Here is a 23,782-nt window from a genome sequence, read left to right as displayed (position 1 = left end):
ATCGTTATCATACACACAAACCCCGCGTACGTATGGCTCTGGTCGCTCCCGTCACCGTTCATAAGATTCAGCGTGATACCGTTGCCGAAACGCCCGACCTGCTGGCGGTGGAAGAGCCGCTGGAGATTCGACTCGGCTTTGGTCCGGTCGACGACCGACAGCAGCGGAGCCTGGCCGTAACCATGCGGACGCCCGGCCATGACGAAGAACTGGCGTTTGGCTTTTTAGTAACCGAAGGCATCATTCAACAACCGGCCGACATCGTGTCCTGCCGACACTGCGTTCAGGATGCAACCAAGCAAGGGAACGTCCTGCGGGTGGAGCTGAACCCCGGCGTAGTGGTGGACTGGCAGCGGCTGGAACGGCATACGTTTACTTCGTCGAGCTGTGGCCTGTGCGGCAAAGCGACCATCGAAGCGGTGCAGGCGCTCACGCCCGGCCCCATTGTCTCTTCGTTTCACCTTTCGACGGATCAACTGCTGGCTTTGCCGGATCAGGTACGCGATGCGCAGCGGGCGTTTGCCTATACGGGCGGACTCCACGCGGCTGCCTTGTTCGACGAAGCGGGCCGGCTCCTGCTGGTACGTGAAGACATTGGTCGACACAACGCGCTGGACAAAGTAATCGGCGCGGCTTTCTGGAGCCGTTGGTTGCCACTTACCCAGTATGGCATACTGCTAAGCGGCCGGATTGGCGTCGAGCTGGTGCAGAAAAGCTGGATGGTGGGTGTGCCGCTGCTCGCGGCCGTGGGGGCACCGTCAAGCCTGGCGGTCGAGATGGCCCAGGAAGCCGGTATGACGCTCATTGGCTTTCTGCGCGACGAACGATTTAATCTTTATACATCCCCGGAACGTATCAACCGGCCCGTGGCCATTGTCTGAGGTCCCAAACCGTAACCTGTTATGCAGCAAAACACGCCCCCCGAAGAACTGACCGGAAACCTGAACGTTGGTCAGCCCAAAACCGAAGCCGCCGGCCTGACGGCGGTGGTCAAATCATTTGAACACGTACTGCGTGGCACTGATATCGGACGGGGCTGGAAAGCGCTGGTCAACCTGAACCAGAAAGACGGCTACGACTGCCCGTCCTGTGCCTGGCCTGATCCGGACGGCCACCGGTCGGCTGTTGCTGAGTACTGCGAAAATGGCGCTAAGGCCGTGGCCGACGAAATTATGACCAAGCACACGGCCTCACCGGTGCTATTCCAGCGGTATTCGGTAGCGGAACTGCGGCAAAAAACAGATTTCTGGCTTGGGCAGCAGGGGCGGTTAACGCAGCCGATGATCATCCGGCCCGGTGATACGCATTACGTTCCTATCGACTGGAACGAGGCCTTTCAACTCATCGGCGATACGCTGAACGGGCTGGCGTCGCCGGACGAAGCGATTTTCTATACTTCCGGCCGAACGGCCAATGAAACGGCCTTTCTGTACCAGTTATTCGTTCGGCAATACGGCACGAACAACCTGCCCGATTGCTCCAACATGTGCCACGAATCGACCGGTGTGGCCCTGGGCGAAACCATTGGTTTGGGCAAGGCTTCGATCGTATACGATGATTTTGCCAGGGCCGACGTCATTATAATCATGGGCCAGAACCCTGGCACCAATGCCCCGCGGATGCTGACCCCGCTGGAGGAGGCCAAACGGAACGGCGCAACGATCATTGCCGTAAACCCGCTGGTCGAGACAGGGCTGCTGGCGTTTAAGTACCCGCAGAGTCCGCGCGATATGCTGCTGGGTGGGCAGAAACTGACCGATATCTACCTGCAGATACGGATCAACACCGATTTGGCCCTGCTCAAAGCCATCGCGAAACTGCTGCTGGAGGAAGAGCAGAAAGCGCCGGGGCAGGTGCTGGACAAACCGTTTATTGAGGGTCAAACAGCCGGCTACGAGGCTTTTCTGGCCGATCTCGCCCGATATGACGTCGATGAACTGATTAGTCAGACAGGCCTCGTACGCGAAGACGTGCAGGCTGTAGTGGATGCGCTGAAGTTCAAAAAGAAGATCATTATTTGCTGGGCGATGGGCCTCACCCAGCACCGCAACGCTGTTGAGACGATCCGGGAAGTAATCAATGTCCTTTTGCTGAAGGGGAGTATTGGCATTGAGGGTGGGGGAGCCGCGCCCATTCGGGGGCACAGCAACGTACAGGGCGACCGGACAATGGGCATTTATGAAAAGCCGAAACCGGCGTTTCTGGATAAACTGGCCGCGGTATTCAAGTTTGAGCCGCCCCGCGAACATGGCTACGATACGGTGGCGGCCGTGAAAGCGATGCACGAAGGGCGGGCTACCGTTTTCTTCGGCATGGGCGGCAACTTTGCGATGGCGACTTCGGATACTAATTACAACGCAGAGGCTTTGCGCCGGTGTAAACTGACCGTACACGTATCGACCAAGCTGAATCGCAGCCACCTGATACACGGCGAAACGGCCCTGATTTTACCTTGTCTTGGCCATTCCGATATCGACCGGCAGGCAACCGGCGAGCAGTTTGTCAGCATGGAAAATACCACCGGCGTTGTTCATCTGTCGAAGGGGGTAGTAGAGCCGGTGTCTTCGCATCTGCTGAGCGAGCCGGCTATCGTAGCCGGAGTGGCCAAAGCGACGCTGGCCGGCAGAACGACGGTAGACTGGGATGCCCTGATCAGCAACTACGACCACATCCGCGACCTGATTGAGCAAACCGTCGAGGGGTTTGATCGCTACAACGAGCGGGTACGGCAACCGGGCGGTTTCTATCTTCCCAACGGTCCGCGGAAGCGCACGTTTACGACCCCAGACGGGAAGGCTCACTTTTCCATCAATACGCCGACCAGCCACGACCTGAAACCCGGCGAACTGCTGTTGATGACGGTGCGCAGCCACGATCAGTTCAACACGACGGTGTACGGCAACGACGATCGCTACCGGGGTATCTACGGCGAACGACGTGTCGTATTCCTGAATGCGGATGATATTACCAGTCGGGGGCTGGCGGCCGGGCAGGTAATCGATCTGCACAGCCGGTACGATGGTCAGCAGCGTACGGCTCATCGGTTCATCATCGTACCGTACAGCATACCCCGCGGCTGTGCAGCTGCCTACTTCCCCGAAACAAACGTGCTGGTGCCTATCGATTCAGTAGCGGAAAAAAGCAATACACCGACTTCCAAATCGATTGTCGTTACGGTTACTCCCGCTACGTAGCGAGGTTGCCGACCACGCTACTTTGTTGCTACGTAGAAGAAATCGAGGCTTCCGGCCGGATCGTTGCTGACCAGATAATCGGTGTGCCGGATTTCGGCTGCCAAACCATCCTGCTGCAGGAGCCGGTTGCGGTTCAGGCGGTTCATCAGATCATACGGTACCTGAAGCAGGCGACGTGGCAGGCGGTATTGCAAGTTAAAAATATCGAAGCGGGTCAGTTTACGGACCGACTCTTTATTCTGCTCGTAATACGTCATCACCTTGTCGTTGCCGTGAATGCCCCGCGTATCGACGGTCCTGAAATACGTGCCCATCAGGTTTTTCAGCTCATCGGCGTAGTACTCCCGGACGTGCCACGGATTGCGCGTGAGGGAGAATTTCCGGTTGACGGTTGTCAGCAACAATTTGCCGCCCGGCTTCAGTACCCGATGCGCTTCCCTGACAAACAGGTCATCGTTCTCGATGTGCTCAATGACCTGGAACGTAACGATGTAGTCGAACGTATTGTCGGCCAGGTCCGTAAGCGGGGGAATGTTCGCTGCCATGAACGTAGCCTGAGGATATTCCTGACGCAAAGCCGCAATCAGGTCGTTATTTTTATCAATGCCGGTATAGTGGCTGGCAGCCTGCGTAAGTAACTGTAGCCCACGACCCCAGCCGCAGCCAATTTCGAGCACCTGGCCACTGACCATACTGGCCGCTTCAACGTAGGGGAACAACAGCCGCTGGTGAACAGGATTATCAGACGCAATTTCGGCCGAGGTTATTTCGGTGGTTTTGTACATATTCGGGGTGTCGGATGCTGAATGCTGGACATTGGGCAACCTGATCAGCCAATGTCTGGAATCTAACGTCCAATAGAAACCTAACTTGCAAAACAAGTAGTAAAGTTAGTCTTTTGTAAAGCTAAAGAAAAATGGAGGGGGTATTAACCAAACTATCGCCGGTTTTTCGTTAGATATAAACAACTTAGGGATAGCGTTTTTGATCGTTGTTTATGCGTTTACTATATGCTTTAGCGTTAATTAGTGCTCTGTCGGCCTGCTCGACAACCAAACCGACCCAGGAGTACGATGCTCGCGTCAAAGAAAAGGGAGGCAGCCGGCAGGCTGATCCGCCGAGTTCCGGCTCCCGGCAGGCTAGTTCGCGACAGGCTGCGCCGTCGGATTCGCGGCAGGTTGCTCCTGTGTCTTCACCGGCAGCCGCGCAGAATGCCCCCAGAGCCGCCGGCGATTGGGCCGTTACATCAATAAAGGGGAAATACCTCATCATTGACAGCTCAACGGTTCGGGTGTACATGAATCTGACGGCCCGGCAGCCCGATGGCAGCCCGGTTACGAACCCTTCTGATTTGTCGGGTCGGTTCCAGATTGCTTACGTACTGTATCCCGACTACAACAACCGTGAGCGGCTGGGATATGGTAACGTACCGCTCAACGACCAGACCCTGGTGCGTGAGGGCGACCATCTGACGCTGACGTTTGACGTCAAGCGCCCGAAGGATGTGGTCAGTGCTGTACTGCTGACCGAACTGACCGAAGTCAGCACCGGGGCCAAGGCCCGCAACGACCTGCCGGTGCGGTTCAAAGCCGTAAAGCTGAGCGATCGGTATGCCCTTTTCGATAAGAATGGCCAGTTGCCGCAGTTGCGTAACTACGTGAATATTGGCGATACGGTGGTCATCCGGAGCGTTGACGGGAGCAGTAAGCCCTTGTTCGCTTTCCGCTATAAGCATGATTTCGACGCGGCTTCGTCACCGATGAATACGTCTACCCGCCCGGCACCCCGGTCCCTGTCGGTCGACTCAACCCTGACGATCACCGCCAATCAGCCGTTTACCCTGCCTAGGGAAGGGCTGTATTACTTCATGGAAGATACCACCGACGCGTATGGTATTGGCTTGGTCGTGACGGACAAGCGTTTTCCGAAAATGACCCGGCCCGATAAGCTCATCAAGCCCGTGCTGTACATGAGTACCGGCTCTGAAATCAGCGAACTGAACCAGGCGCAGGATACCAAGAAAGCCTTTGACCGGTATTGGCTGAGCCTGATGTCGGGTAACGAAGACGTGGCCCGGCGCACCATCAAAGCGTACTTTGACCGCGTAGAGGAAGCCAACCGGTTGTTCACGAGTTATAAAGAGGGGTGGAAAACCGATAAAGGGATGATCTACATCGTACTCGGTCCGCCCGACCGCGTTCAACGCAATCGCGAGCGCGAGGTATGGGTATATAACCGGCGGGCCAATGTGTCGGAGATTACCTTTACCTTTACGAAAAAACCAAACCAATTTGTCGAGGATCATTATGAACTGGTGCGCTATATTGAATACCAGCCGATTTGGTACCCGATAGTCGAAGCATGGAGAACCGGCGCAATCCGCGAATAAATCGTTTCAACAAGTCAAACCGATCGGACGAATCCGACCGCGACTCTAGGTCTGACGCACCGTCAGACCGGGGTGCATCCGACCGGGAGTATAGATCTGAGGAGACACGGTCAGACGGGCTCTCAGACCGAGAGCCGTCGGACCGGACCTCGTCTGGCCGGAAATCGTATACCCGTTCGGGTGGGGGGCGGCCCGGCGGCCCGCGGCCTCAGTTTAAGCCCGCACCCGAGGAGATGGTGTTTGGGATTCAGTCGGTGATCGAAACGCTGAAATCCGATCAGCAGATCGATAAGCTGTATATGGAGAAAGGGCTCAGTAATCCCGACATCCAGAATCTGGCTTTTCAGAACCGGGTAACGATCCAGCGGGTGCCGATTGAGAAACTGGACCGGATGACGCGCAAAAACCACCAGGGTGTTATCTGCCTGGTGTCGCCGATTCACTACGTCAAACTATCGAACGTCATTGCCGACGTACACGAGCGGGGCGAAACGCCGTTTTTGCTGCTTCTTGACCGCATCACGGACGTTCGGAATTTTGGGGCCATTGCCCGTACGGCCGAATGTTCCGGTGTGCAGTGCATTGTGATTCCGGGGCGTGGGGCGGCTGCGATTAACTCCGACGCGATGAAAACTTCGTCGGGGGCGCTGAACCATATTTCCGTCTGCCGCGAATACGACCTCGCCGATACCATAAAGTATTTGCAGGACTCAGGCATACGGGTGATTGCGTGTACGGAAAAGACGTACCGTGACCTCTACGCAACCGATATGACCGGTCCGCTGGCCGTGATCATGGGGTCGGAAGAAGACGGCATCTCGCCTGAACTGCTTCGGATGGTGGATACCCATGTCCGGATTCCGCTGCTGGGCGAAGTCGGTTCGCTGAACGTTTCGGTGGCGACGGGTGTGGTGCTGTACGAAGCGGTTCGGCAGCGGAGCACGGGTCGGTAGTTTATCTGGTACGATACCAACAAAAAGCCCCTTCATGCGAAGGGGCTTTTTGTTGACAGGGCCAGCAGCCCATTTATGATTTTTTAGCAGCTGGTTTCTTGGCCGTGCTTGATTTTTTGGCTCCACCACCGGGCGTACCATCCAGCGAGTTGATCCAGGCTGCCAGTTTCAGCGCGTCTTCTTTCGGCACCTGCTTCATCGGAGCCATCGGCGGATAACCGGGCCAGTTGCTCGGAACCGGGTTATAGATCAGTTCGACGATTTTTTCGTTTGTGTAGTTTTTCTTAGCTACGTCTTTGTAGGCTGGGCCAACCAGTCGCTGGTCAGGACGGTGGCAGGCAATGCACGTATATTTCTGCATCAGAGCGTTCATGTCAGCCGGAATTTCGGCCGTAGACGCCTGAGCGTTGGCATTGTACGAAGCTACAGTCAGCAAAGCCGTAGCGAAGAGAAATCCAAACGTTTTTTTCATGACAAACGGGTAATCAATAAATGGGTAAAACAATGTAAAGCAGGTTGTATCTAATTCTACAAAAATAGGCTGATTCACAACATAAGCCAATTGTAGCTTAGCTTTTTACTACCTAAATCATCAGTATGACAATAATTACTGCAAAACGTTTAAAATTAGCAGTTCAATTCTTTAAAAAATGATGCCTGTCGATCGTTTTTCCGGTCATGCTGATTTGTACGCCCAGTACCGGATTGATTACCCCGCTGATTTATACGACGTTGTGCTGGCGCAGGTACCCCAGCGCGGCACAGCCTGGGATTGTGCTACGGGCAACGGACAGGTAGCCGGGGCGCTGGCCGATTCGTTCGACCGCGTTGAAGCGACTGATATCAGTGAAAAACAACTCGCTCAGGCCGTGCAGCGCCCGAACATCCGCTACCAGGTTTGCCCGGCCGAACAGACGCCGTTTGCTAACCATACGTTCGATCTGATCACGGTGGCGCAGGCCCTGCACTGGTTCAATGTGGATGCGTTTCACCAGGAAGTCAGGCGGGTGGCGAAGCCGGGAGCCGTCCTGGCTGAGTGGGGCTACGGCATGGTGCAGGTATCGGAGCATCTGGATCCGATCATTCTGGATTTCTACCGAAACCTGATTGGGCCGTACTGGGACCCGCAGCGCCGATACGTTGACGAAGCGTATACGACGCTGCCATTTCCCTTTGAACAGGCGCAGCGGTTCAATTTTGTCGCCCGGCGGTCGTGGTCGCTGGACCGGTTTCTGAATTACCTCCGAACCTGGTCAGCGGTGCGGCAGTACCTGTACGAAAACGAGGAGGATCCGGTAACGGTGCTGGGCGAACGGCTCAAGCCACTATGGACACCGGACGAACTGGCGGTGCAGTTTCCGATATTTTTGCGGACAGGCCGAGTTTAGATGCCGATAGCGCTGGTTCTAAGCCTCCCAGATGACCCGAACCACTTTGCCCGGCACACCGATGGTCTGGAAAAATTGCAGCCAGTGTAACTGCTGCGGGCCGAGGTGATCGGTCGGGGATTTAACTTCTACGAATTCGTACTGTCCCTGCTCGTTCCAGATCAGCAGATCCGGAAAACCGCGGGTATGCTCCCGAACGTTGCGGGCCATTTCGAGCAGAATCAGCCGCAACTGCTCCATGTCGATGAGGTCGACAAGCCGATGAACCAGCCCCAGGAGTTCGTCGCTCCAGTCGACCAGTACGTTCGTAATGCCGTATTTGGCGTTGAACATCCGGCCGGTGTGCAGCCGCCAGGCGTCTTTCGTGTCCAGGTCGGCCAGCCGCTTCCGGAGCAGGTCTTCGCGCTTCAGGTAAAAATCGGGCAGGTAAAAATCAGACGGAGTGCGTTGCAGCGGGTGGTGAATGGCCTGTACGTTGGCGTCGTAGATGATGTCCCAGAACACCAGCCCGAAAAGCCCGCGCCACGGGTAGTTTTCGGTAAAAGCTGCGTCGTAGTCCTGTTCGAGGTAATGGTTCATCACGCCCGCTTCGACATGGTGTCGGTAGGCGGCCGGAATGTTCACGCTCTCGGCATCGGAGAGGAAACGCGTGGTCGTTTTTTTGCTTCGTTTTTTCTCGCCCGCACTCAGAATCTTCTCCCGGAAGTCATGCGCAAAATAGCGTTCGTCAGCGTTCTGCGGATTGGTGGCAATCTCGTCGCATAGGGCCAGGGCTTCGTCGATCAGGCCGTTTTTAAATAACAGCCGAACGCGCCGTTCGCGGGCCGGAACACGATCCGACAACTGGTATACGGCCATTGCCTGGTCCGGATGTTTCTGGCGCTCCAGATACGCCCCCACGCGGCAAACCAGCTTCTGGTAGCCGGGAATAGCGATCTCAGTAAGTTCGGGGCGGGTTTCGTTCCAGTTCAGAAACCAGTTGTATATATCCTCGGCGGGTGTTTCGGCTTCTTTTAACTCGTAAAACTCTTCGTTAGTCAACGAGATAAGCAGCTTGTCTTCTACCTCCTTACGGGTCCGGAAGCGGGCCGTGAGCTTCGACTCATCGTAGCGCTCAAAGTTCACCATGCCGAGGTCGCGGATGACAAACTCGGTCATGTCCGACGACCGGTTGCCGAAGAACAGGTATTTGACCATCATGACCTCGGCCTCAAAGTTCATTCTGACGACCGTTTCGCGGGTGGTCAGGCTCGTAACAATTTCGCCGAAGTCGAGTTCATGCAGCGCGTATCGGATCACCTCTTCTTTCTTCTGCTTCGACAACGGCCTGAGTTCTTCCGGTTCGAGCGGCAGGAGTTCGAGCAACTCGGGTTTGGTAAATGTACAAAGGGCATCGTCGCCCATGACTTCGTGGTGCGGATTCAGACGCTCAACGAATCCCTGCTGCAACAATTCGCCCAAAGCCGCCGGCAAATCCGTAATCTCATTGTACTGCAGCTTATTGACCCTAAAGAAAATTCCTTTCCGGTTGCTCAGGCGCACAAACAAACACTGGGCGTCAACGCTTAAGGCTTCAAATTGACGGACGAAGTTCCATTCGGCCTCGTTGAGCAGGCTGCCGTACAGTCGTTTTACAAAATCCAGCACGTAGCGGAAATTGTTAAGGTAATAGCGAGGGGTTAGAACAACTTGCTGACGACCGACCATACGTATGAAGGGGTATTAGCGCGTTATTGGTTTAGTAACCGCTGAAGGCCCGTAAATACAACAAAAAAACAAACAATTATGTCCCCGGACGACCTGCTGAACGACTTACGCCAACGGTCCATTCTGAACGACGAGCAGCGTCAGCGCATCGCAGCCTCCGAACGTAGCCGGCCGTTTTCGTTGCACTGGGAATTGCGGGCCTTGCTCTACGCCGGTATTCTGCTGTTGAGTTCGGGACTGGGGCTGCTCGTATACGACAATTTTGATCACGTTGGACATGGGATTCTGCTGCTTATCATTGCCGCAGCCTGTGTCGTCTCGTTTGTGTTTGCGTGGCTTAATCGACCGCCCTGGACAACCGAACAGGCCACCAGCCGGTCGGCATTCGGGGCCTACGCGCTCTTGCTGGCCTGTCTGCTTTTCCTGACGCTCGAAGGGTATGCGCAGTATCAGTACAACGTTTTCGGGACGCGCTACGGACTGGTTACGTTCGTGCCTGCCATGCTGTTTCTGGCGCTGGCTTATCGATTTGATCACAAGGGGGTGTTGAGTATGGCCCTGACGGCGCTTATTTCGTGGGTTGGCATAACGGTACGGCCGCTAAACTTTTACTTCAAAACCAACTTCTTTGATCAGAAAGTGGTTTTTTCAGCCATCGGGCTCGCGCTGGTGATCGGGGCGGTGGCGCTGGTGCTGGAACGGCAGCGGATTAAGTCGCATTTCACGCTGACCCATCTCACCTTTGCCGGTAATCTGTTGCTGGTAGCGCTGCTGGCAGGTCTATTCAATTTTGAAGGCCTGTTGCCGTGGTTCATGGCAGGCCTGGCTGCGGGGTGCTGGCTGGCCGATCGCTACGCACGGCAGGAACAGCGGAACCGCGCCGGATCATTCCTGTTTCTGCTGATGAGCGCTGTCTACGGCTACATTGGCCTGACGTACCTGTATTTCAAATACCTGCATCCCAGTGGTAATGCTGTGGCCGGCTACGTGTATTTCATCGTGTCTGGTATCGTCCTAATCGCGTATCTGCTGTACCAACGGCGATCAGTTTTGCATGAGAGCATATAACGAAACGTGGATTGAAAATAAGAACGTGGTCGGCCAGGCCGAACGCTGGCACAGCCGTAGTCTGCTGACCGATGAGCAGCTGGCGACCGTACGCAAAACGTATCCGGTCGGGTTTCAGACCATGAACGGCTTCCTGGAGATTGGTCTGTTCATCTTCACGATCATCGCTACGGGGGGCGTGTTTCTGCTGTTTGTGGAGCTTCTTTCGATCGATGACTCATCTGTTTTCGGCCTGTACTGCCTGATCTTTGGTACTGGTCTGGGTATCTTGAATAATGTCCTGATTCGGCGGCATAAGTTTTACCGCAACGGGGTAGACAACGCGCTGGTGATGGCTACGACGGCGTTGCTGGTTGGTGGCTTTAACAGCCAGTTTCTGGCCGACAGCTCCTTGTGGCTATGGTGTCTGGTTGCGTTGCCACTCCTCGCGGCCGTGGTGTGGTACTACGGCGATACGCTCGTTACATTCATCGCACTGGCCGTGTTATACACGTTCCTGTTTGATCTGACGCTGGAAGCCAGTTTCGGCCGAACGCTGCTGCCGTTTGTGGGGCTGGCCGTGTCGAGCGGCTTGTTTCTGGCTACCCAACGAAGCCGGCAACGGGCGTACTACGACGACGCGGTGAGCCTGACGCAGTGGGTGGCGCTGGGTATGGTACTGGCCTGTGGTAACTACTACGTCGTGCGGGAAACGAACTGGCTAATCGTGCGCTCTACGCTGATTCGGTCGGGGGTTTTGTCTCCGCCGGAAATCAATCTGCCCTGGTTGTTCTGGTTGCTGACCGTTGGGCTACCCCTTGTGTATCTGTGGCAGGGATTTGTCCGGAAGAACCGGATGCTGATAATCCTGGGGGTACTGGGGGTTGCCGGGGCCGTGGCTACCATCCGGTACTACGTTGGTATCCTGCCGCTGAACGTCCACCTGACGCTCTGCGGGCTAGTACTGATCAGCATGGCTGTTGGGGGGATTCGTTACCTGCGGTCGCCCCGCTACGGGTTCACCGACGTACCGGATGAGGATTCGCCGGACGAGTTTCTGGTCAGTTCGGCCGTTGGTACAATCGCCCAGACCGCAGCCGGAACGACGGGCCGCGACCAGCCCGACGATGTAAAATTTGGCGGTGGAAAATTCGGCGGTGGTGGCGCAGGGGGAGGGTATTCCTGAATCGGAGTACGTAGCGGCCGCGACTTACACAGTCTGGGGTTTGTTGGCAAACTGATCCCCCAGCACGGCCGACGTAATGTCGTCAACGGTTTTAAAGAACAGAATATTTGGCTGGGCCTGTAACGCATCAGGCCGGGTGAAGCCCCACGAAACAGCGCCAAACGCGGAATGTACGAGTCGGGCGGCTTCAATGTCGCGGAGTTCGTCGCCCACGCAGAGGGTTTCAGATGGAGCTACGCCACTCTTTGCCATGACCTTCCTGAATTTTCGCTGCTTACCGAACAGGGCCGTACCGCATTCGTAATGCCGGATCAGGGCCGCATTGTCGGGGCCCAGCACCTGCCGGACATTGTCTTTTGAATTGGAACTAACGATTGCCAGCTGAACACCGTTGGCCGATAACTGCGTCAGCAGCCTGGATACGCCGTCGAACAGGGTAATCTGGTCAATCGACCGGGCCATCAGCCGAATGAACGTCCGGGCGACAAACGGAATTTTCCAGGCGGGCAGGCCGGCCAGACTGATCATTTGCCGGGCATCCAGACCACGTAACGTATCGATATCGTCCGGCTCTACCCGTTTGAAGTTGTAGGTCTCGGCCAGAACGTTGATGTTACTCACAAAAAAAGGAAAGGAGTTAGCCAGCGTGCCGTCAAAATCGAAAATGACCAGTTTATAATTCATCGCGCGGGTTTAGAATCAATTAGTGCTCAATATAACCAATGATTCTGATCATCCCGCTTCCTATGCTGACAAGAACCACCCGATTCCTAACCCCGAACTCCCGGTACGGCACGGCCTGACGCTGCTTTCCGCCGTGCCGATGTGGATTTAGCTGGCAACAACCCCGTAACGTCCGGTGTCAGGCATCCAGCCAGTCCTTGAAGCTCGACACCTTCTCCTTGCTGATGAACACTTCGGTTTTCGGGTCTGGCTGAAGTTCCAGCTTGAGTTTGCTGTTCGAGTACGTGTGGATGTTCTTAATGGCCGGCAGCGACAGCAGGAACTGCCGGTTCGCCCGGAAAAAGTCGGTTGGGTTCAGAATGGGTGTCAGCTTGTCGAGGCTGTAGTCGATGGGGAGCCGCTGGTTGTCTTTCGTGACCAGAAACGTGATTTTCTCCTCGCTGTAGAAATACGCCACGTCCGCGGTTTCGATGGTGCGGAGCCGGGTGCCGACGTTAATCAGGAAGCGGGTTTTATACTCTACTTTCCTGATGCCCATTGCCTCTCGGAGCGATTCGAGGTCGGCCTGTGAGAACTGACGCTTCATGGACTGGTATTTCTGCAGGGCAGCCGCCAGACTATCGTAGTTGACCGGTTTGAGCAGGTAATCAATGCTGTTAACCTTGAAGGCCTTGATCATGTACTCGTCGAACGCGGTCGTGAAAATGATGGGTACTGGTAAATCGACCTGCTCGAAGATGCGAAAACAAAGGTCGTCTTCGAGGTGGATATCCATCAGAATCAGGTCGGGCTGCGGGCGACCCGACGAGCGGGTTTCTTTCAGCCACTGCACCGTTTCGCGGACCGACGGCAGCTTGGCGAGTATGTTGATGGTTGGGTCGTACTGGAGAACCAGTTCTTCGAGCCGGTCGGCCGTCAGGTCTTCGTCTTCAATGATCAGCAGGTTCATGATGCAAGGGTAAGAGCAATGGGTAATTCAATGACAAACGTAGCGCCTTGGCCGGGGTGGTGTTCGTACCAGATGTCGCCGTGGAGCAGCTTGACGAGTTTGCGGGCAATGGCCAGGCCCAGACCGCTGGAGCTTTCGCCCGCGGTCGGCCTGGTGGATAGTTTGGTGAATTTCTGAAACAGCCGGTCTACCTCGTCGAGCGGAACCCCGACGCCCTCATCCTGAATACGTACCATAACCGCCCCCGCCGAAGCCGATACGCTGAGGTGTACCTGCCCTCCTGTAGGAGAATATTTAATGGCGTTCGAGATCAGATTATCCAGAATCTGGTAAAGAGCGGCCCGGTCGGCGAGGGTAAAAACGGGCTGCCCGGGCAGGTCAGTCTGCACACGAATGGTCTTGTGCCGCACCGTTTCCTGATAGCTCGTCAGCACCCGGTTGAGTTTTTCGCTGACGTCAACCGGTTCAATCTGCAGAGTAATCCGACCGGCTTCGATGGCGTGAATACTCAGAAAATTCGTGATCAGCCGGAGCATCTTATCGGCGCATTGGAGCACTCCGCCGGCGTGTCGTTCGGCTTCGTCCGGCGATGTCAGGATGGCACGGGCTTCGTGCTGAATGTTATACAGCGGATTTTTGAGGTCGTGCGACACTACCTGAAGCAGTTCGTTTTTTTCTTCGTTGAGCTTCTTGAGATCGCGGTTGCGCAGGCGGATTTCCAGGTTGCTCCGCTCAATTTCGAGGGCGTCGGCCTCGGCTTTTTCTTTGGCCAGCCGCAGACTTTCTTCAAACTGCTTGCGCTCGGTAATGTCGCGGACGTTGGCCAGAATACCGCCAATGGCTTCGTTGTCAACCTGGTTGGTGGCGAAGGTCTCTACGTATCGCAGGCAGCCGTCGTCGGCCAGCACCCGGTATTCCGACAGGACCTCATGCGTTTGCCCGCTGACCAGCTCGGTAAACTGCTGCACAACGCGCGGCCGATCGTCCGGATGTACCCACCAGAGCAGTTCGTCGCGTTTGTTAAGCTCATCGGTACTCGACACCAGGTACTCAGGAATTTTGCTGGCAAACAGCACCTTGCCGTTGGTGTCATAGATCTCAATCTGGTCGTGAATGGCGTCCATCATGGCCCGGAACCGGATGCTGTCACGTTCGATGCGGGCTTCGAGGGCCTTGCGCTCCGAGATGTCCCGGAAATTCAGAATGATCCCCCGGATCAGCGGGTTGTCGAGCTGGTTGGATGCTGTGGCTTCAATCCAGCGCCAGCTTCCGTCTTTGTGCAGAAACCGCCAGCTGAACGTAATGGGCGTAGCACTCCGGCTTTTCACGAATCCGAAAAAAATGTCGCGCACCCGATCCCGGTCGTCGGGGTGGTGCAGCAGGTACTGGCTTTTCGAGAGCAACTCTTCCGGCTGATAACCCAGTACGTTGGTGATTGAGGGGCTGATGTAGCGTTCAATCCCGTTTTCGTCGGAGATAATGATCACATCCGAACTGTGTTCGATGAGCGCCCGAAAGATTGCCAGCTGACTGGTGAACGCTTCCTCGACCGGTTTGTGAATGGCCGACGTATTGTCTTGCATTAGTTTAGTGAGTGTACGGTAAAATCGTGTTGTCTATCAAAACAGGGCTTCAAAATAAACGGATAGAAACCGATTTGCCTAACAGCGTTCGTTCGTATCTCAGCGGGTTGGTTTGAGCAGCGGAATCCGAACCGTAAACTGTTCGTCGGTGTCGTCAACCTGCACGGGCATACCCGTCAGCATGGCGTAGCGCTGTTGAATGCCGGCCAGGTTTCGGTACGTAGACCCCGGCTGAAAACTCTCGGGCTGGGTACGCAACTGGCAGTTGTTCGACACCCGCATGTACTGATTCTCTTCCAGATCGATTGAGATGACGAGTGGTGCGCTGGCCGACATCCGGTTGTGGCGGATGGCGTTTTCGATCAGCAGTTGCAGGGTGAAAGGCAGAACCGCGTACGTAGTTGCCGGATCCGACGCCGGAAACTCAACCCGAAATTTTCGGACAAACCGCACTTCCAGCAGAAACGCGAACGAGCGGGCAAATTCCAGTTCGGCCGACAGCGCCAGCCGTTCGTCGTCTTTGTGCTCCAGCAAATAGCGATACACCCTGGCCAGATGGTCAATGAAGCGCTCGGATAAATCAGGGTCTTTCCGCACCAGCGACGACAGCACACTCAGGCTGTTGAACAGAAAATGCGGGCTGATCTGGTCTCTCAGAGCTGCGAACTGAGCTTGAAAATGCTCGTTCGGCAACGGGTTGTTTTCAAACATGGGGGCTACGATCAAGGGCTGATCAGTTGTTAACTACGTTGAGCACGCTTCTGCTTACGAAGCTAGTGCAAGCTACAGCTTTACACGTACCGGCTCAACTAACTCCGGACGAAACCGCCGAATGGCCCGAAGAGTCGTAAAATTTCCGGAAGAAAGCCGCAGCGACCCGTTCGTTCAGCCGACGTAATACCGACGGACATGCAGCCCGCAATCCGTCGTTCATCGCTCATGCAGTAGAATCGGCCGGTTGTTTTCATTTTATGGCAATAATCGTATCATGAAACAAACGATACTGACACAAGGGCTTCTGCTGGTAGCGATCGTCTGCCTGTTCTGTTCGTTCGAGCCCCGGGCGTTAACCTGGGTGGCCATCGGCGATTCCATCACGTACCTGAACGATCACCCGAATGAAACCGGCAACCGAATCACCAAAGGCTACATGACCCGCGTGGTCGAAAAGTTGCCCCATCTGCGCTACGTTAATCAGGGTCACAATGGCTGGACAGCCGTTCGCATCGCGCAGGAAATCGAAAACCTGGGGTTAACAAAAGCCGATCTGTATTCAGTCTTTCTCGGAACCAACGACTGGTGGTCGGGCCGGCCGCTGGGCCGTTTTCAGGACTATCAGACCAACACCGGCAACGGAACCGTGTACGGGGCCTTTCGGCAGATCATAGATAAACTTAGAAGTCTGAATCCGGAAGCACCTATTGTCTTGATTACCCCCCTGCAGCGGGTCGATTTTGTGTACATTACCAACTACAAAAACAACGCGTACGGGTCGTACAAACCAAAAAATGGCCAGTTACTTGAGTCTTTTGCCCTGGCAATTGATTCCATTGGCCGTTACGAGAAGATACCCGTCGTGGACCTGTATCACCTGAAAGGGTTAGGGCTGAATAAACTGGTCAGATTCAAGCGGCTGAAAGATCCGCAAACGGGTCAGTACCGAAACTACAGGTACCCCGACTTTATCGACGTACCGTTTAATCCTGAAACGGACGAGTATCCTTATCCGGTCGAATCCATCCGAATGACGTACGACGGCCTGCACCCGTCCGACAAGGGGTATGAGCTGATTACCCGGCAGTTGGTGAAGGTTTTGAAACAGATGGATTGAGAAAATCAAACTTAAAACCGATCGTTGTGGCCGACGGTCAACATTGGTGCCATTGAGCATACCCCCGGTGCCGTGCAGGTGTTTAAGGGCTGTTTACCCGCTGATACCAACGTAATTCGCTGACCATCGAGCGTTGACAACGGCGGGACCGAACTGATCAAGAGGTACTTCCCCAGGTTGATTATCATTCAGGGCAACCCCGCAACGCCCTAACATAAAAAGGCGTTTGAGCAGGCCGATCTGTTTGTGCATGGATCAGGGCCAAGCGTAAGGATGAAACCGTTGAGAAAGCCGCCGGATGTTTATGGGTTACAACCAATGCAGTGCCCGACAATCTTTGACGTTGTCGGGCACTGTTATTATTTATCAGCGGGTTCGACGGTTCCTGTGTGCGGAACCCGCTGATTTTCGGTTTAAATGGCTTTTACGTGAACGCCCGACACCCGCTGCCACAAGGCGTAGGAGGCTACGCTCAATGCCAGTGTGATCAGGGCCGGAAGTGCAGCGCTCACCGGTTGCCCCACCGATACATGTGCGTACGTAGCTCCGATGAAGTAAAAGATAACTCCCGCGTAGGCCGCTATTTTCAGAACGGGGTTTCTGACAAACAAAATCACCAGCGCCCCGGCGATCTTCAAACTTCCTAGCAGGGGTAGCATTGTCAGCGGAAAGCCGATGCTCTGCGAGCTTTGGCGGATGGCATCCACAAGCAGAATATCGAAAACACCCGCGAACAGATTCAGACTCAACAGGACCGTAACGATCCAGTACGTAACCCGAAGGGTGCGCCCGGTAGGGGGCACTGAAACTTGATTGACCATAATTTTACGTTGGTTAGATACCTGAAATTGAATAAGCGGATGAGGAAAATGCAGCTGTATGTTGTTGCACCCACTCCTCAATGGGCGCCATACGGATTTTCATTTTTTTCGGTGTTGATGACCGGACAAAACTACCTACCTTTGGTTACCAAAAGATAACAGTTTCCTTAAGGAAACCAGTATCCTACAGGAAACCAGCTACTAACTGACGATGGCTTCGAACAAGAAAATAGATCAGAAAGCTTCCAGCACAAGTATGCCCGAACTGGACCGCCCCGCTGAATGTGCCCGTCACCTGATGCCGGCCATGGACACCCTCGAACTACTGGGTGGCAAGTGGAAGCTGCTGATTGTGCTGGGTTTGCTGTATGGCGGCAAAACCCGCTTCAAGCAGTTGCAGAAGAGCATCCCCGGCATTACGGGCAAGGTGCTTTCTAACGACCTGAAAGACCTCGAACAGAATGGCATTATCACCCGGACGGTTTATGACACTTCGCCCATCACGGTGGAATACGAACTGACGCCCTATGGCCGGACACTGGAGAAGCTCATCCTGGAGATACGGGAATGGGGGATGATCCATCGGCAGCGAATCCTGAGCGAGTAAGCAGCATTATGCGCGGTTCAATTCATACCAGCGTTAAAACACAGCAGAGCCGCAGCTATTTCGTTAGCTGCGGCTCTGCTGTTCAGACTACCTGCCCCGGTGAGCCGAGTAAATGGCCCCTACAGCGTAACGCCGACGGCCAGAACGTTATCAGGCTAGGTCCGTAAACTACCAGCCACAGGTGCCTAAGGCGTCCAGGGCTTACAATTCCTGCAAAATCGGAGCGCCAGAGTAAGCGAACGCTGGCTCATAGTTTGGTTGGCTTACCCGCCTGGTTCAACACCTCGACGGCCTTTTGCAGAACGGTGTCTTTGCCCTGCTGCATATCCGCTACCGTTGGCCGAACCAGTACGTCGGGCTGGAAACCTTTACCTACCCATTCGGTACCGTCGTAGAGGGCGTCGCGTTTGGTGCAGATAATGGCTGCGCCACCGCCCGGCATGGCCACAAACAGCGGCTGACCCGTGCTGCCCGACGAAGGTTCGCCGATGAGCTTACCCCGTTTGGCCTGAGTGAAAGCCGACAGAAAGTCCTCGGCTGCCGAGTTGGTTTTGCCGCTGGTCAGTACTGCCACCGGACCGTGGAAATAATCGGCAGTGTCTTTGCGGGTGATGGTATAGATGTACTGATCGCCCGACCATTCCTGTTTGTTGCCCCAGGCCCGATACGTGGGTTTGTAGTTGCGGGTCTGCCATTTTCCCATCGGAAAATCCTTGTTGGTCAGCTTGGCCACGATGTTCCAGCCGTGCTGGCTGTTGCCGCCCCCATTGTTGCGCACATCCAGAATCAGGGCTTTTGCGGCTTTGAGCTGCGGATAAATCGAGTCGAACCGGGCTTCAATGCTCTCATGGTCGAAGTAGTTGAGCGCTACGTAGGCAATGCCGCCCGGCAGTAGTTTGTACTCAAACGTACGGGCGTTGCTGGCGGCTTCAAACCACTGCCGGGTGGGCGTTATGGTGCGGTTGAAAGGTTTGCCCTTGGTATCCCGGAAGGCTAAGTTGATTGCTTCGCCCCGTTGCGTTACCAGAAAGTGATAGTCGTACATGTGTACCAGTCGGTTCTGCTCGGTCGAGCTGCACACCGTCGGACGGATAACGCGGTCTGCATAGGCGTGGACTTCCTCACCGTTGACCTGCGTGATTTCCACACCCGGCACAATGCCTTGCTTAACCAGATCGGGGTTGAAGACTTTAGTAACCAGAACCCGGTTTTCAATCAGCGACGTGTTGAAGTCGGGTTTCATCCAGTCTTTCGAAATTTCCATCGGGGTCATCACGGCCGTGTGTCCGTCCTGCAACTGAGCCACCATCGTCCGGAGCAGGTAGTAGTACTCCGCCGTCGATTTGGTTGCCACAACCTTAGGCTGGTACGCTACGTACAGGCTGTCCCAGTCGAGGTTTGGTACGTGGTCGAAATAAGCGAAGTTGTATTTTACCTCCGACCAGAGCAGGGCGAGGCCGGTGCGTTTTTCATCGTCGGTCAGGTTTTCGCGGTAGGGCGTCTGCCAGACTTTACTGTTCCAGCGGGCGCCCTGCTCGTAGAGCGTACCCGAAAGCTGCGGGCCAAAGTAAGCGGCCTTGGCAATTTCCTTCTGTTCCGTACTCTGCTGGGCTAGCAGCGGAGTGTTGCCGACGAGCAGGGCAGCCAGCAGCGCTGATGTAAGTATCGTTTTCATGGCAGTTCGTGGTTCTGATTTGATGGGTCAAAGCTACGCTGGTGTTCAGGCGTGGGCCAGTAAAGGTTGACGAAGCGCCCCAGTCGACCGACAAAGCCGCGCTTTACGGTTCCCGACCATTCAGAACAGTTTCACCTGCTAGATTTCGTGTCCCATCTTCCAAAAAACCGCTAAGTTTGGCCCCGCAAACCAACGACGATACGTCCATCGCATGAAAACGGTTGATTCCTACAATTTCGCCGGTAAAAAGGCACTCGTCCGGGTCGATTTTAACGTACCCCTCGATGACCAGTACCGTATCACCGATGATACCCGCATCAAAGCCACTGTCCCGACCATCCAGAAGATTCTGAACGACGGCGGCTCGGCTATCCTGATGTCGCACCTCGGTCGGCCAAAAGGTGGCCCCGAAGAAAAATATTCGCTCAAACACCTGCTGCCAACGCTGTCGGAAACGTTCGGACGGGAGGTGAAGTTTGCCGACGACTGCATTGGTCAGTCGGCTGTTGACCAGGCGGCAGCCCTGCAGCCGGGCGAAATCCTGTTGCTCGAAAACCTGCGGTTCTATAAGGAAGAAGAAAAAGGCGACGTCGCGTTTGCCGAAAAGCTGTCGAAGCTGGGCGACGTATGGGTTAACGACGCCTTCGGAACGGCTCACCGGGCCCACGCATCTACGGCCGTTATGGGGCAGTTTTTCCAGGATCGCGTTTGCGGCTATGTGATGCAGGCCGAGCTAGACAATGCCGAAAAAATTCTCAACAAAGCCGAGCGACCTTTCACCGCCATCATGGGTGGGGCGAAAATTTCGGACAAAATCCTGATCATTGAGCGCCTGCTTGATACCGTAGATAACCTCATTATTGGTGGCGGTATGACCTACACTTTCACTAAGGCGCAGGGCGGCAGCATCGGTAAATCTCTGCTGGAAGCTGATAAGCAGGACCTGGCGCTGGAACTGCTGAAAAAAGCCGAAGAGAAAGGCGTGAAAATTTACATGCCCGTTGATAACGTCATTGCCGACGATTTCAAGAACGACGCGAACCGTGACGTAGTAAAAACCGGCAACATCCCCGACAACTGGGAGGGATTGGACATCGGACCGGAAACGATCAAGCTGTTTGCGGATGTTGTTCTGCAATCGAAAACCATTCTGTGGAACGGTCCAATGGGGGTGTTTGAGTTCCCGAACTTTGCCACCGGAACAAACGCAATTGCCGAAGCCGTTGTGAAAGCTACAGAAGAAAACGGGGCTTTTTCGCTCATCGGGGGTGGCGACTCGGCGTCGGCTGTCAACCAGGCCGGCTACGGCGACCGCGTCAGCTACGTATCAACCGGGGGCGGTGCCCTGCTGGAATACATGGAGGGCAAAACCCTGCCGGGCGTAGCCGCGTTGGAGTAAGGTGGTTTGTGGTTTGTAGTTGCCGTCTAACCACAAACTACTAACCACTAACTACAAACTACAACTACAAACCATTCAAAGCTGCCCGCGCCTTGTTGTCGACGCTGTTTTTGTACTCGTGATTTTTGTAGCGGAGGGCTTTTTGAAAATACGACCGGGCGGTGTCCCGGTCATTTTTTTGCTGGTAGATATAACCCAGTTGGAGCGAAGCCGTTGCCCCAAACGACAACTGCCCGGTTTCACTCAGCGAGACGGCGCGTTTAAGATACGGAATGGCCGTTTCCGGATCATTCCGGCGCTGGTAGATACGGCCCAGCCGATAATTGTACTCGGCTTTTTCGGCGGGAAGCGCAAAGCGTACTTCCGAATAAGGACGCAGATACGCCAGGGCACTGTCAGTAAAACCACCATCCGACGCCAGCCGGGCCCGCATCAGCACTTTCTGGCTGGGCGATGTTCCCCTGCTTAAATAGACTTCGGCAAATTTTTGGGCGGCTTTGTCGGCCTCAACCACCACTCGTCCGACCGTGGCGGCTTTTTGCAGATAAGGCCGGGCCTGTTCGTCCTGGTTGGTGAGCCAGTAGCAAAGAAACAGTTTGTAGTAAGCGTCTTTCAAGAAATTCTGGCCTTTGTACGTTCGGAGAAACTGCCGAAGGTGTTCGCCCGCGCTGTTGTATTCTCCCTGCTGAAGGTACACGTCGCCCAGTATATTGTCAATGATGGGCATGGGTAGGTAGTCGCCCCCGGCTGGCCGATTAGCCAGGTAAGCCAGCGCCTGGGCACTGTGGCCATTCTTTTGTTCGGTGGTAGCGGCCAGAAAATGAATCAGGAGGTTGTCTGGGTTGTTGCTCACCAGCCGTTGTAAACTACGGCCGTCGGCATCCGTAAACTTCAGGATGTAGGCCCGCACGAGCAGATCGATCAGTTGGGCCTCGGTGCGCATGAGTGGGTCCTGCTGCGCTTTGGCTAACTCCTGCTGGCCCTGCCGAATGGTGCCCTGGAGCCCGAGCAGTTTCGTAACCCACGTATAATTTTCGGGTACGGAGCCAATCAGGATGTGCAGCGTTCCCAGCGATTTGTACGTCGGCAGAAAGTTGGGGAACCGGTTCCGGTTATCGACAAGCAGCCGATACGCCCGAATCACATCCCAGCAAGCGCTGACTTCCTTGCCAAATTTGAGCTTGACAAAGGCCCAGTGCAGCCGTACTTCGGCCTGGGCAAAACGCTGCCAGGGTGACTGATCGCTGAGTTTCTGCAGGGCGTTGAGCCGGTCATCCTCCCGGTTTTTGGCCTGCGCAAAGGCTTTGTCGTCGTCGGATACGAGCAGCGTAACCATGTCGGAAAAATCCTCGACGAAGATCCGGATGCCATTGGTAGCAGATGGTTCATTCGCCAACAGCCGACGGGCCGGCTGCACTTTGAGCTTCTGCGCATCCGAGTAGGCCCGCTGCAAACCGGGAGTCCAGGCAAAGTCCTGCGCGGTGGCCGACAAGGAAAAAAAAAGCACACGGATGATACAGATCGAACGGAAACCCACGGAAGTCAATCCGCGCCAATCCGTTATAAACTGTGTCATCCGTGTGCTGATCCGTCAAAAGACCTACCGGCCGCGACCAACCGGTGCCGGCTCGGGTACGCCTTCTACATCGGCGAAAATCCGGCCGCAGTGTTCGCAGACAATGATCTTCTTTTTGTCCTTAATATCGGCCTGGCGCTGGGGCGGCACTACGTTGAAACAGCCACCGCAGGCTCCGCGCTTTACCATTACAACGGCCAGACCGTTGAGTGCATTGCCACGAATCTTGTTGTACGAATTCAGCAGACGCGACTCGATATGGGTCGACTGCTCTTCGCGCTGATCTTTAATGGCCTTTTCCTCTTCCTGACTTTCGGACGTAATCTGATCCAGTTCCTGTTTCTTGGCTTTCAGATCTTCCTTCCGTTCGTTGAGAGCATTCTGCGTGCTTTTGATTTCCTCTTCTTTGCCACGAATGCGGAACGAGGCTTCGTTAATGCGTTTTTCGGCCAGCTCGATCTCCAGCGACTGGAGTTCGATCTCTTTTGAAATGGCGTCGTACTCACGGTTATTACGGACGTTCATCTGCTGATCCTTGTATTTGGTGATCAGCTTTTCAGCGTCTTTTTTTACCATGCGGTTGCGCTCAATTTCCTCTTCCAGCGTCTTGATTTCGGCGTTGAACTTCCCGATCCGTGTTTCAAAACCGGCGATGTCATCTTCCAGGTCGCGCACTTCCTCAGGCAGGCCACCACGAATTTTTATGAGTTCGTCTAATTGAGAATCAAGGGATTGCAGTTTCAGGAGAGCCTCTAACTTTTGCGCAATCGTTAGTTCCATTCGGAGTATATTT

22 protein-coding genes are annotated in these 23,782 nt (G+C 54.9%); 10 read left to right on the top strand and 12 right to left on the bottom strand.

Annotated elements, in window-relative coordinates:
• Positions 1-32: 32 nt before the first annotated feature.
• Both fdhD and DYU11_RS00765 read left to right on the top strand, forming a co-directional pair.
• Positions 33-881 carry a formate dehydrogenase accessory sulfurtransferase FdhD gene (gene fdhD, locus DYU11_RS00770; protein ID WP_119665743.1) on the top strand — a complete coding sequence of 283 codons (849 nt, stop codon included), beginning with the start codon at positions 33-35 and terminating at the stop codon, positions 879-881.
• 21 nt (positions 882-902) lie between these two features.
• Positions 903-3,194 (top strand): FdhF/YdeP family oxidoreductase, encoded by a 2,292-nt coding sequence (locus tag DYU11_RS00765; RefSeq protein ID WP_119665742.1) that lies wholly within the window; start codon positions 903-905, stop codon positions 3,192-3,194.
• A 17-nt stretch (positions 3,195-3,211) separates the two neighbouring features.
• Here DYU11_RS00765 and DYU11_RS00760 read toward each other — a convergent pair whose 3' ends face one another.
• The gene (locus tag DYU11_RS00760) at positions 3,212-3,979 is read right to left on the bottom strand and encodes a class I SAM-dependent methyltransferase (protein WP_119665741.1); all 768 of its coding nucleotides are present in this window, start codon (positions 3,977-3,979) and stop codon (positions 3,212-3,214) included.
• Between the two features lie 212 nt (positions 3,980-4,191).
• Between DYU11_RS00760 and DYU11_RS00755 the strand changes: the two genes are divergently transcribed.
• The gene (locus tag DYU11_RS00755) at positions 4,192-5,583 is read left to right on the top strand and encodes a GWxTD domain-containing protein (RefSeq protein WP_119665740.1); all 1,392 of its coding nucleotides are present in this window, start codon (positions 4,192-4,194) and stop codon (positions 5,581-5,583) included.
• Positions 5,556-6,536: a 23S rRNA (guanosine(2251)-2'-O)-methyltransferase RlmB gene (gene rlmB / locus DYU11_RS00750; RefSeq protein ID WP_119665739.1), complete on the top strand. Its 981-nt coding sequence runs from the start codon at positions 5,556-5,558 to the stop codon at positions 6,534-6,536. Before DYU11_RS00755 ends, rlmB begins: the two co-directional genes overlap by 28 nt.
• A gap of 73 nt (positions 6,537-6,609) precedes the next feature.
• Here the strand turns inward: rlmB and DYU11_RS00745 are convergent, their stop codons facing one another.
• Positions 6,610-7,008, bottom strand: a complete 399-nt coding sequence (locus tag DYU11_RS00745) for a c-type cytochrome (protein WP_119666659.1) — start codon at positions 7,006-7,008, stop codon at positions 6,610-6,612.
• A 178-nt stretch (positions 7,009-7,186) separates the two neighbouring features.
• Here DYU11_RS00745 and DYU11_RS00740 point away from each other — a divergent pair, with 178 nt between their 5' ends.
• A complete protein-coding gene (locus DYU11_RS00740; RefSeq protein WP_119665738.1) occupies positions 7,187-7,924 on the top strand; it encodes a class I SAM-dependent methyltransferase in 738 nt (245 codons plus the stop codon).
• 18 nt (positions 7,925-7,942) lie between these two features.
• Here the strand turns inward: DYU11_RS00740 and DYU11_RS00735 are convergent, their stop codons facing one another.
• Complete coding sequence (locus DYU11_RS00735; RefSeq protein WP_119665737.1) at positions 7,943-9,631, bottom strand: VRR-NUC domain-containing protein; 1,689 nt, start codon at positions 9,629-9,631, stop codon at positions 7,943-7,945.
• A gap of 78 nt (positions 9,632-9,709) precedes the next feature.
• Between DYU11_RS00735 and DYU11_RS00730 the strand changes: the two genes are divergently transcribed.
• Both DYU11_RS00730 and DYU11_RS00725 read left to right on the top strand, forming a co-directional pair.
• A complete protein-coding gene (locus DYU11_RS00730) occupies positions 9,710-10,699 on the top strand; it encodes a DUF2157 domain-containing protein (protein ID WP_119665736.1) in 990 nt (329 codons plus the stop codon).
• On the top strand, positions 10,686-11,864 hold the full coding sequence (locus DYU11_RS00725) for a hypothetical protein (RefSeq protein ID WP_119665735.1): 1,179 nt from the start codon (positions 10,686-10,688) through the stop codon (positions 11,862-11,864). The genes DYU11_RS00730 and DYU11_RS00725 overlap by 14 nt, the downstream gene beginning before the upstream one ends.
• 24 nt (positions 11,865-11,888) lie before the next feature.
• Here DYU11_RS00725 and DYU11_RS00720 read toward each other — a convergent pair whose 3' ends face one another.
• The 5 genes from DYU11_RS00720 to DYU11_RS33120 form a co-directional block, all read right to left on the bottom strand.
• Positions 11,889-12,548, bottom strand: a complete 660-nt coding sequence (locus DYU11_RS00720) for an HAD hydrolase-like protein (RefSeq protein WP_119665734.1) — start codon at positions 12,546-12,548, stop codon at positions 11,889-11,891.
• Positions 12,549-12,726: 178 nt separating this feature from the next.
• The gene (locus DYU11_RS00715) at positions 12,727-13,497 is read right to left on the bottom strand and encodes a LytR/AlgR family response regulator transcription factor (RefSeq protein ID WP_119665733.1); all 771 of its coding nucleotides are present in this window, start codon (positions 13,495-13,497) and stop codon (positions 12,727-12,729) included.
• Positions 13,494-15,080, bottom strand: coding sequence for a sensor histidine kinase (locus DYU11_RS00710; RefSeq protein ID WP_119665732.1), 1,587 nt, complete (start codon positions 15,078-15,080; stop codon positions 13,494-13,496). Before DYU11_RS00710 ends, DYU11_RS00715 begins: the two co-directional genes overlap by 4 nt.
• Positions 15,081-15,179: 99 nt before the next feature.
• Positions 15,180-15,791 carry a sensor histidine kinase gene (locus DYU11_RS00705; protein WP_119665731.1) on the bottom strand — a complete coding sequence of 204 codons (612 nt, stop codon included), beginning with the start codon at positions 15,789-15,791 and terminating at the stop codon, positions 15,180-15,182.
• Between the two features lie 98 nt (positions 15,792-15,889).
• The gene (locus DYU11_RS33120; protein WP_158600197.1) at positions 15,890-16,048 is read right to left on the bottom strand and encodes a hypothetical protein; all 159 of its coding nucleotides are present in this window, start codon (positions 16,046-16,048) and stop codon (positions 15,890-15,892) included.
• Positions 16,049-16,068: 20 nt separating this feature from the next.
• On the opposite strand from DYU11_RS33120, the gene DYU11_RS00700 reads away from it, so the two are divergent.
• Entirely contained in the window at positions 16,069-16,911 is an 843-nt protein-coding gene (locus DYU11_RS00700; protein WP_119665730.1) for an SGNH/GDSL hydrolase family protein, read from the top strand.
• 413 nt (positions 16,912-17,324) lie between these two features.
• Here the strand turns inward: DYU11_RS00700 and DYU11_RS00695 are convergent, their stop codons facing one another.
• A complete protein-coding gene (locus DYU11_RS00695) occupies positions 17,325-17,732 on the bottom strand; it encodes a DoxX family protein (protein ID WP_119665729.1) in 408 nt (135 codons plus the stop codon).
• Positions 17,733-17,943: 211 nt separating this feature from the next.
• Here DYU11_RS00695 and DYU11_RS00690 point away from each other — a divergent pair, with 211 nt between their 5' ends.
• On the top strand, positions 17,944-18,339 hold the full coding sequence (locus tag DYU11_RS00690) for a winged helix-turn-helix transcriptional regulator (protein WP_229365648.1): 396 nt from the start codon (positions 17,944-17,946) through the stop codon (positions 18,337-18,339).
• A 247-nt stretch (positions 18,340-18,586) separates the two neighbouring features.
• Here the strand turns inward: DYU11_RS00690 and DYU11_RS00685 are convergent, their stop codons facing one another.
• Positions 18,587-20,014, bottom strand: a complete 1,428-nt coding sequence (locus DYU11_RS00685; protein ID WP_119665728.1) for a S41 family peptidase — start codon at positions 20,012-20,014, stop codon at positions 18,587-18,589.
• Between the two features lie 211 nt (positions 20,015-20,225).
• Between DYU11_RS00685 and DYU11_RS00680 the strand changes: the two genes are divergently transcribed.
• Positions 20,226-21,413 carry a phosphoglycerate kinase gene (locus DYU11_RS00680; RefSeq protein ID WP_119665727.1) on the top strand — a complete coding sequence of 396 codons (1,188 nt, stop codon included), beginning with the start codon at positions 20,226-20,228 and terminating at the stop codon, positions 21,411-21,413.
• Positions 21,414-21,477: 64 nt separating this feature from the next.
• Here DYU11_RS00680 and DYU11_RS00675 read toward each other — a convergent pair whose 3' ends face one another.
• Both DYU11_RS00675 and DYU11_RS00670 read right to left on the bottom strand, forming a co-directional pair.
• A complete protein-coding gene (locus tag DYU11_RS00675) occupies positions 21,478-22,920 on the bottom strand; it encodes a tetratricopeptide repeat protein (protein WP_310589461.1) in 1,443 nt (480 codons plus the stop codon).
• A gap of 93 nt (positions 22,921-23,013) precedes the next feature.
• The gene (locus DYU11_RS00670) at positions 23,014-23,769 is read right to left on the bottom strand and encodes a zinc ribbon domain-containing protein (RefSeq protein WP_119665725.1); all 756 of its coding nucleotides are present in this window, start codon (positions 23,767-23,769) and stop codon (positions 23,014-23,016) included.
• Positions 23,770-23,782 lie beyond the last annotated feature (13 nt).

The organism is Fibrisoma montanum, assembly GCF_003583365.1.
GTDB classification, from domain to species: domain Bacteria; phylum Bacteroidota; class Bacteroidia; order Cytophagales; family Spirosomataceae; genus Fibrisoma; species Fibrisoma montanum.
Note: the sequence above shows the minus strand (reverse complement) of the source record. Positions and strands in the feature narration are given on the sequence as shown.

Coding starts and splice junctions, on each gene's coding strand:
- fdhD (WP_119665743.1), top strand. CDS start 33: ATGGCTCTGGTCGCTCCCGTCACCGTTCATAAGATTCAGCGTGATACC.
- DYU11_RS00765 (WP_119665742.1), top strand. CDS start 903: ATGCAGCAAAACACGCCCCCCGAAGAACTGACCGGAAACCTGAACGTT.
- DYU11_RS00760 (WP_119665741.1), bottom strand. CDS start 3,979: ATGTACAAAACCACCGAAATAACCTCGGCCGAAATTGCGTCTGATAAT.
- DYU11_RS00755 (WP_119665740.1), top strand. CDS start 4,192: ATGCGTTTACTATATGCTTTAGCGTTAATTAGTGCTCTGTCGGCCTGC.
- rlmB (WP_119665739.1), top strand. CDS start 5,556: ATGGAGAACCGGCGCAATCCGCGAATAAATCGTTTCAACAAGTCAAAC.
- DYU11_RS00745 (WP_119666659.1), bottom strand. CDS start 7,008: ATGAAAAAAACGTTTGGATTTCTCTTCGCTACGGCTTTGCTGACTGTA.
- DYU11_RS00740 (WP_119665738.1), top strand. CDS start 7,187: ATGATGCCTGTCGATCGTTTTTCCGGTCATGCTGATTTGTACGCCCAG.
- DYU11_RS00735 (WP_119665737.1), bottom strand. CDS start 9,631: ATGGTCGGTCGTCAGCAAGTTGTTCTAACCCCTCGCTATTACCTTAAC.
- DYU11_RS00730 (WP_119665736.1), top strand. CDS start 9,710: ATGTCCCCGGACGACCTGCTGAACGACTTACGCCAACGGTCCATTCTG.
- DYU11_RS00725 (WP_119665735.1), top strand. CDS start 10,686: ATGAGAGCATATAACGAAACGTGGATTGAAAATAAGAACGTGGTCGGC.
- DYU11_RS00720 (WP_119665734.1), bottom strand. CDS start 12,548: ATGAATTATAAACTGGTCATTTTCGATTTTGACGGCACGCTGGCTAAC.
- DYU11_RS00715 (WP_119665733.1), bottom strand. CDS start 13,497: ATGAACCTGCTGATCATTGAAGACGAAGACCTGACGGCCGACCGGCTC.
- DYU11_RS00710 (WP_119665732.1), bottom strand. CDS start 15,080: ATGCAAGACAATACGTCGGCCATTCACAAACCGGTCGAGGAAGCGTTC.
- DYU11_RS00705 (WP_119665731.1), bottom strand. CDS start 15,791: ATGTTTGAAAACAACCCGTTGCCGAACGAGCATTTTCAAGCTCAGTTC.
- DYU11_RS33120 (WP_158600197.1), bottom strand. CDS start 16,048: ATGAAAACAACCGGCCGATTCTACTGCATGAGCGATGAACGACGGATT.
- DYU11_RS00700 (WP_119665730.1), top strand. CDS start 16,069: ATGAAACAAACGATACTGACACAAGGGCTTCTGCTGGTAGCGATCGTC.
- DYU11_RS00695 (WP_119665729.1), bottom strand. CDS start 17,732: ATGGTCAATCAAGTTTCAGTGCCCCCTACCGGGCGCACCCTTCGGGTT.
- DYU11_RS00690 (WP_229365648.1), top strand. CDS start 17,944: ATGGCTTCGAACAAGAAAATAGATCAGAAAGCTTCCAGCACAAGTATG.
- DYU11_RS00685 (WP_119665728.1), bottom strand. CDS start 20,014: ATGAAAACGATACTTACATCAGCGCTGCTGGCTGCCCTGCTCGTCGGC.
- DYU11_RS00680 (WP_119665727.1), top strand. CDS start 20,226: ATGAAAACGGTTGATTCCTACAATTTCGCCGGTAAAAAGGCACTCGTC.
- DYU11_RS00670 (WP_119665725.1), bottom strand. CDS start 23,769: ATGGAACTAACGATTGCGCAAAAGTTAGAGGCTCTCCTGAAACTGCAA.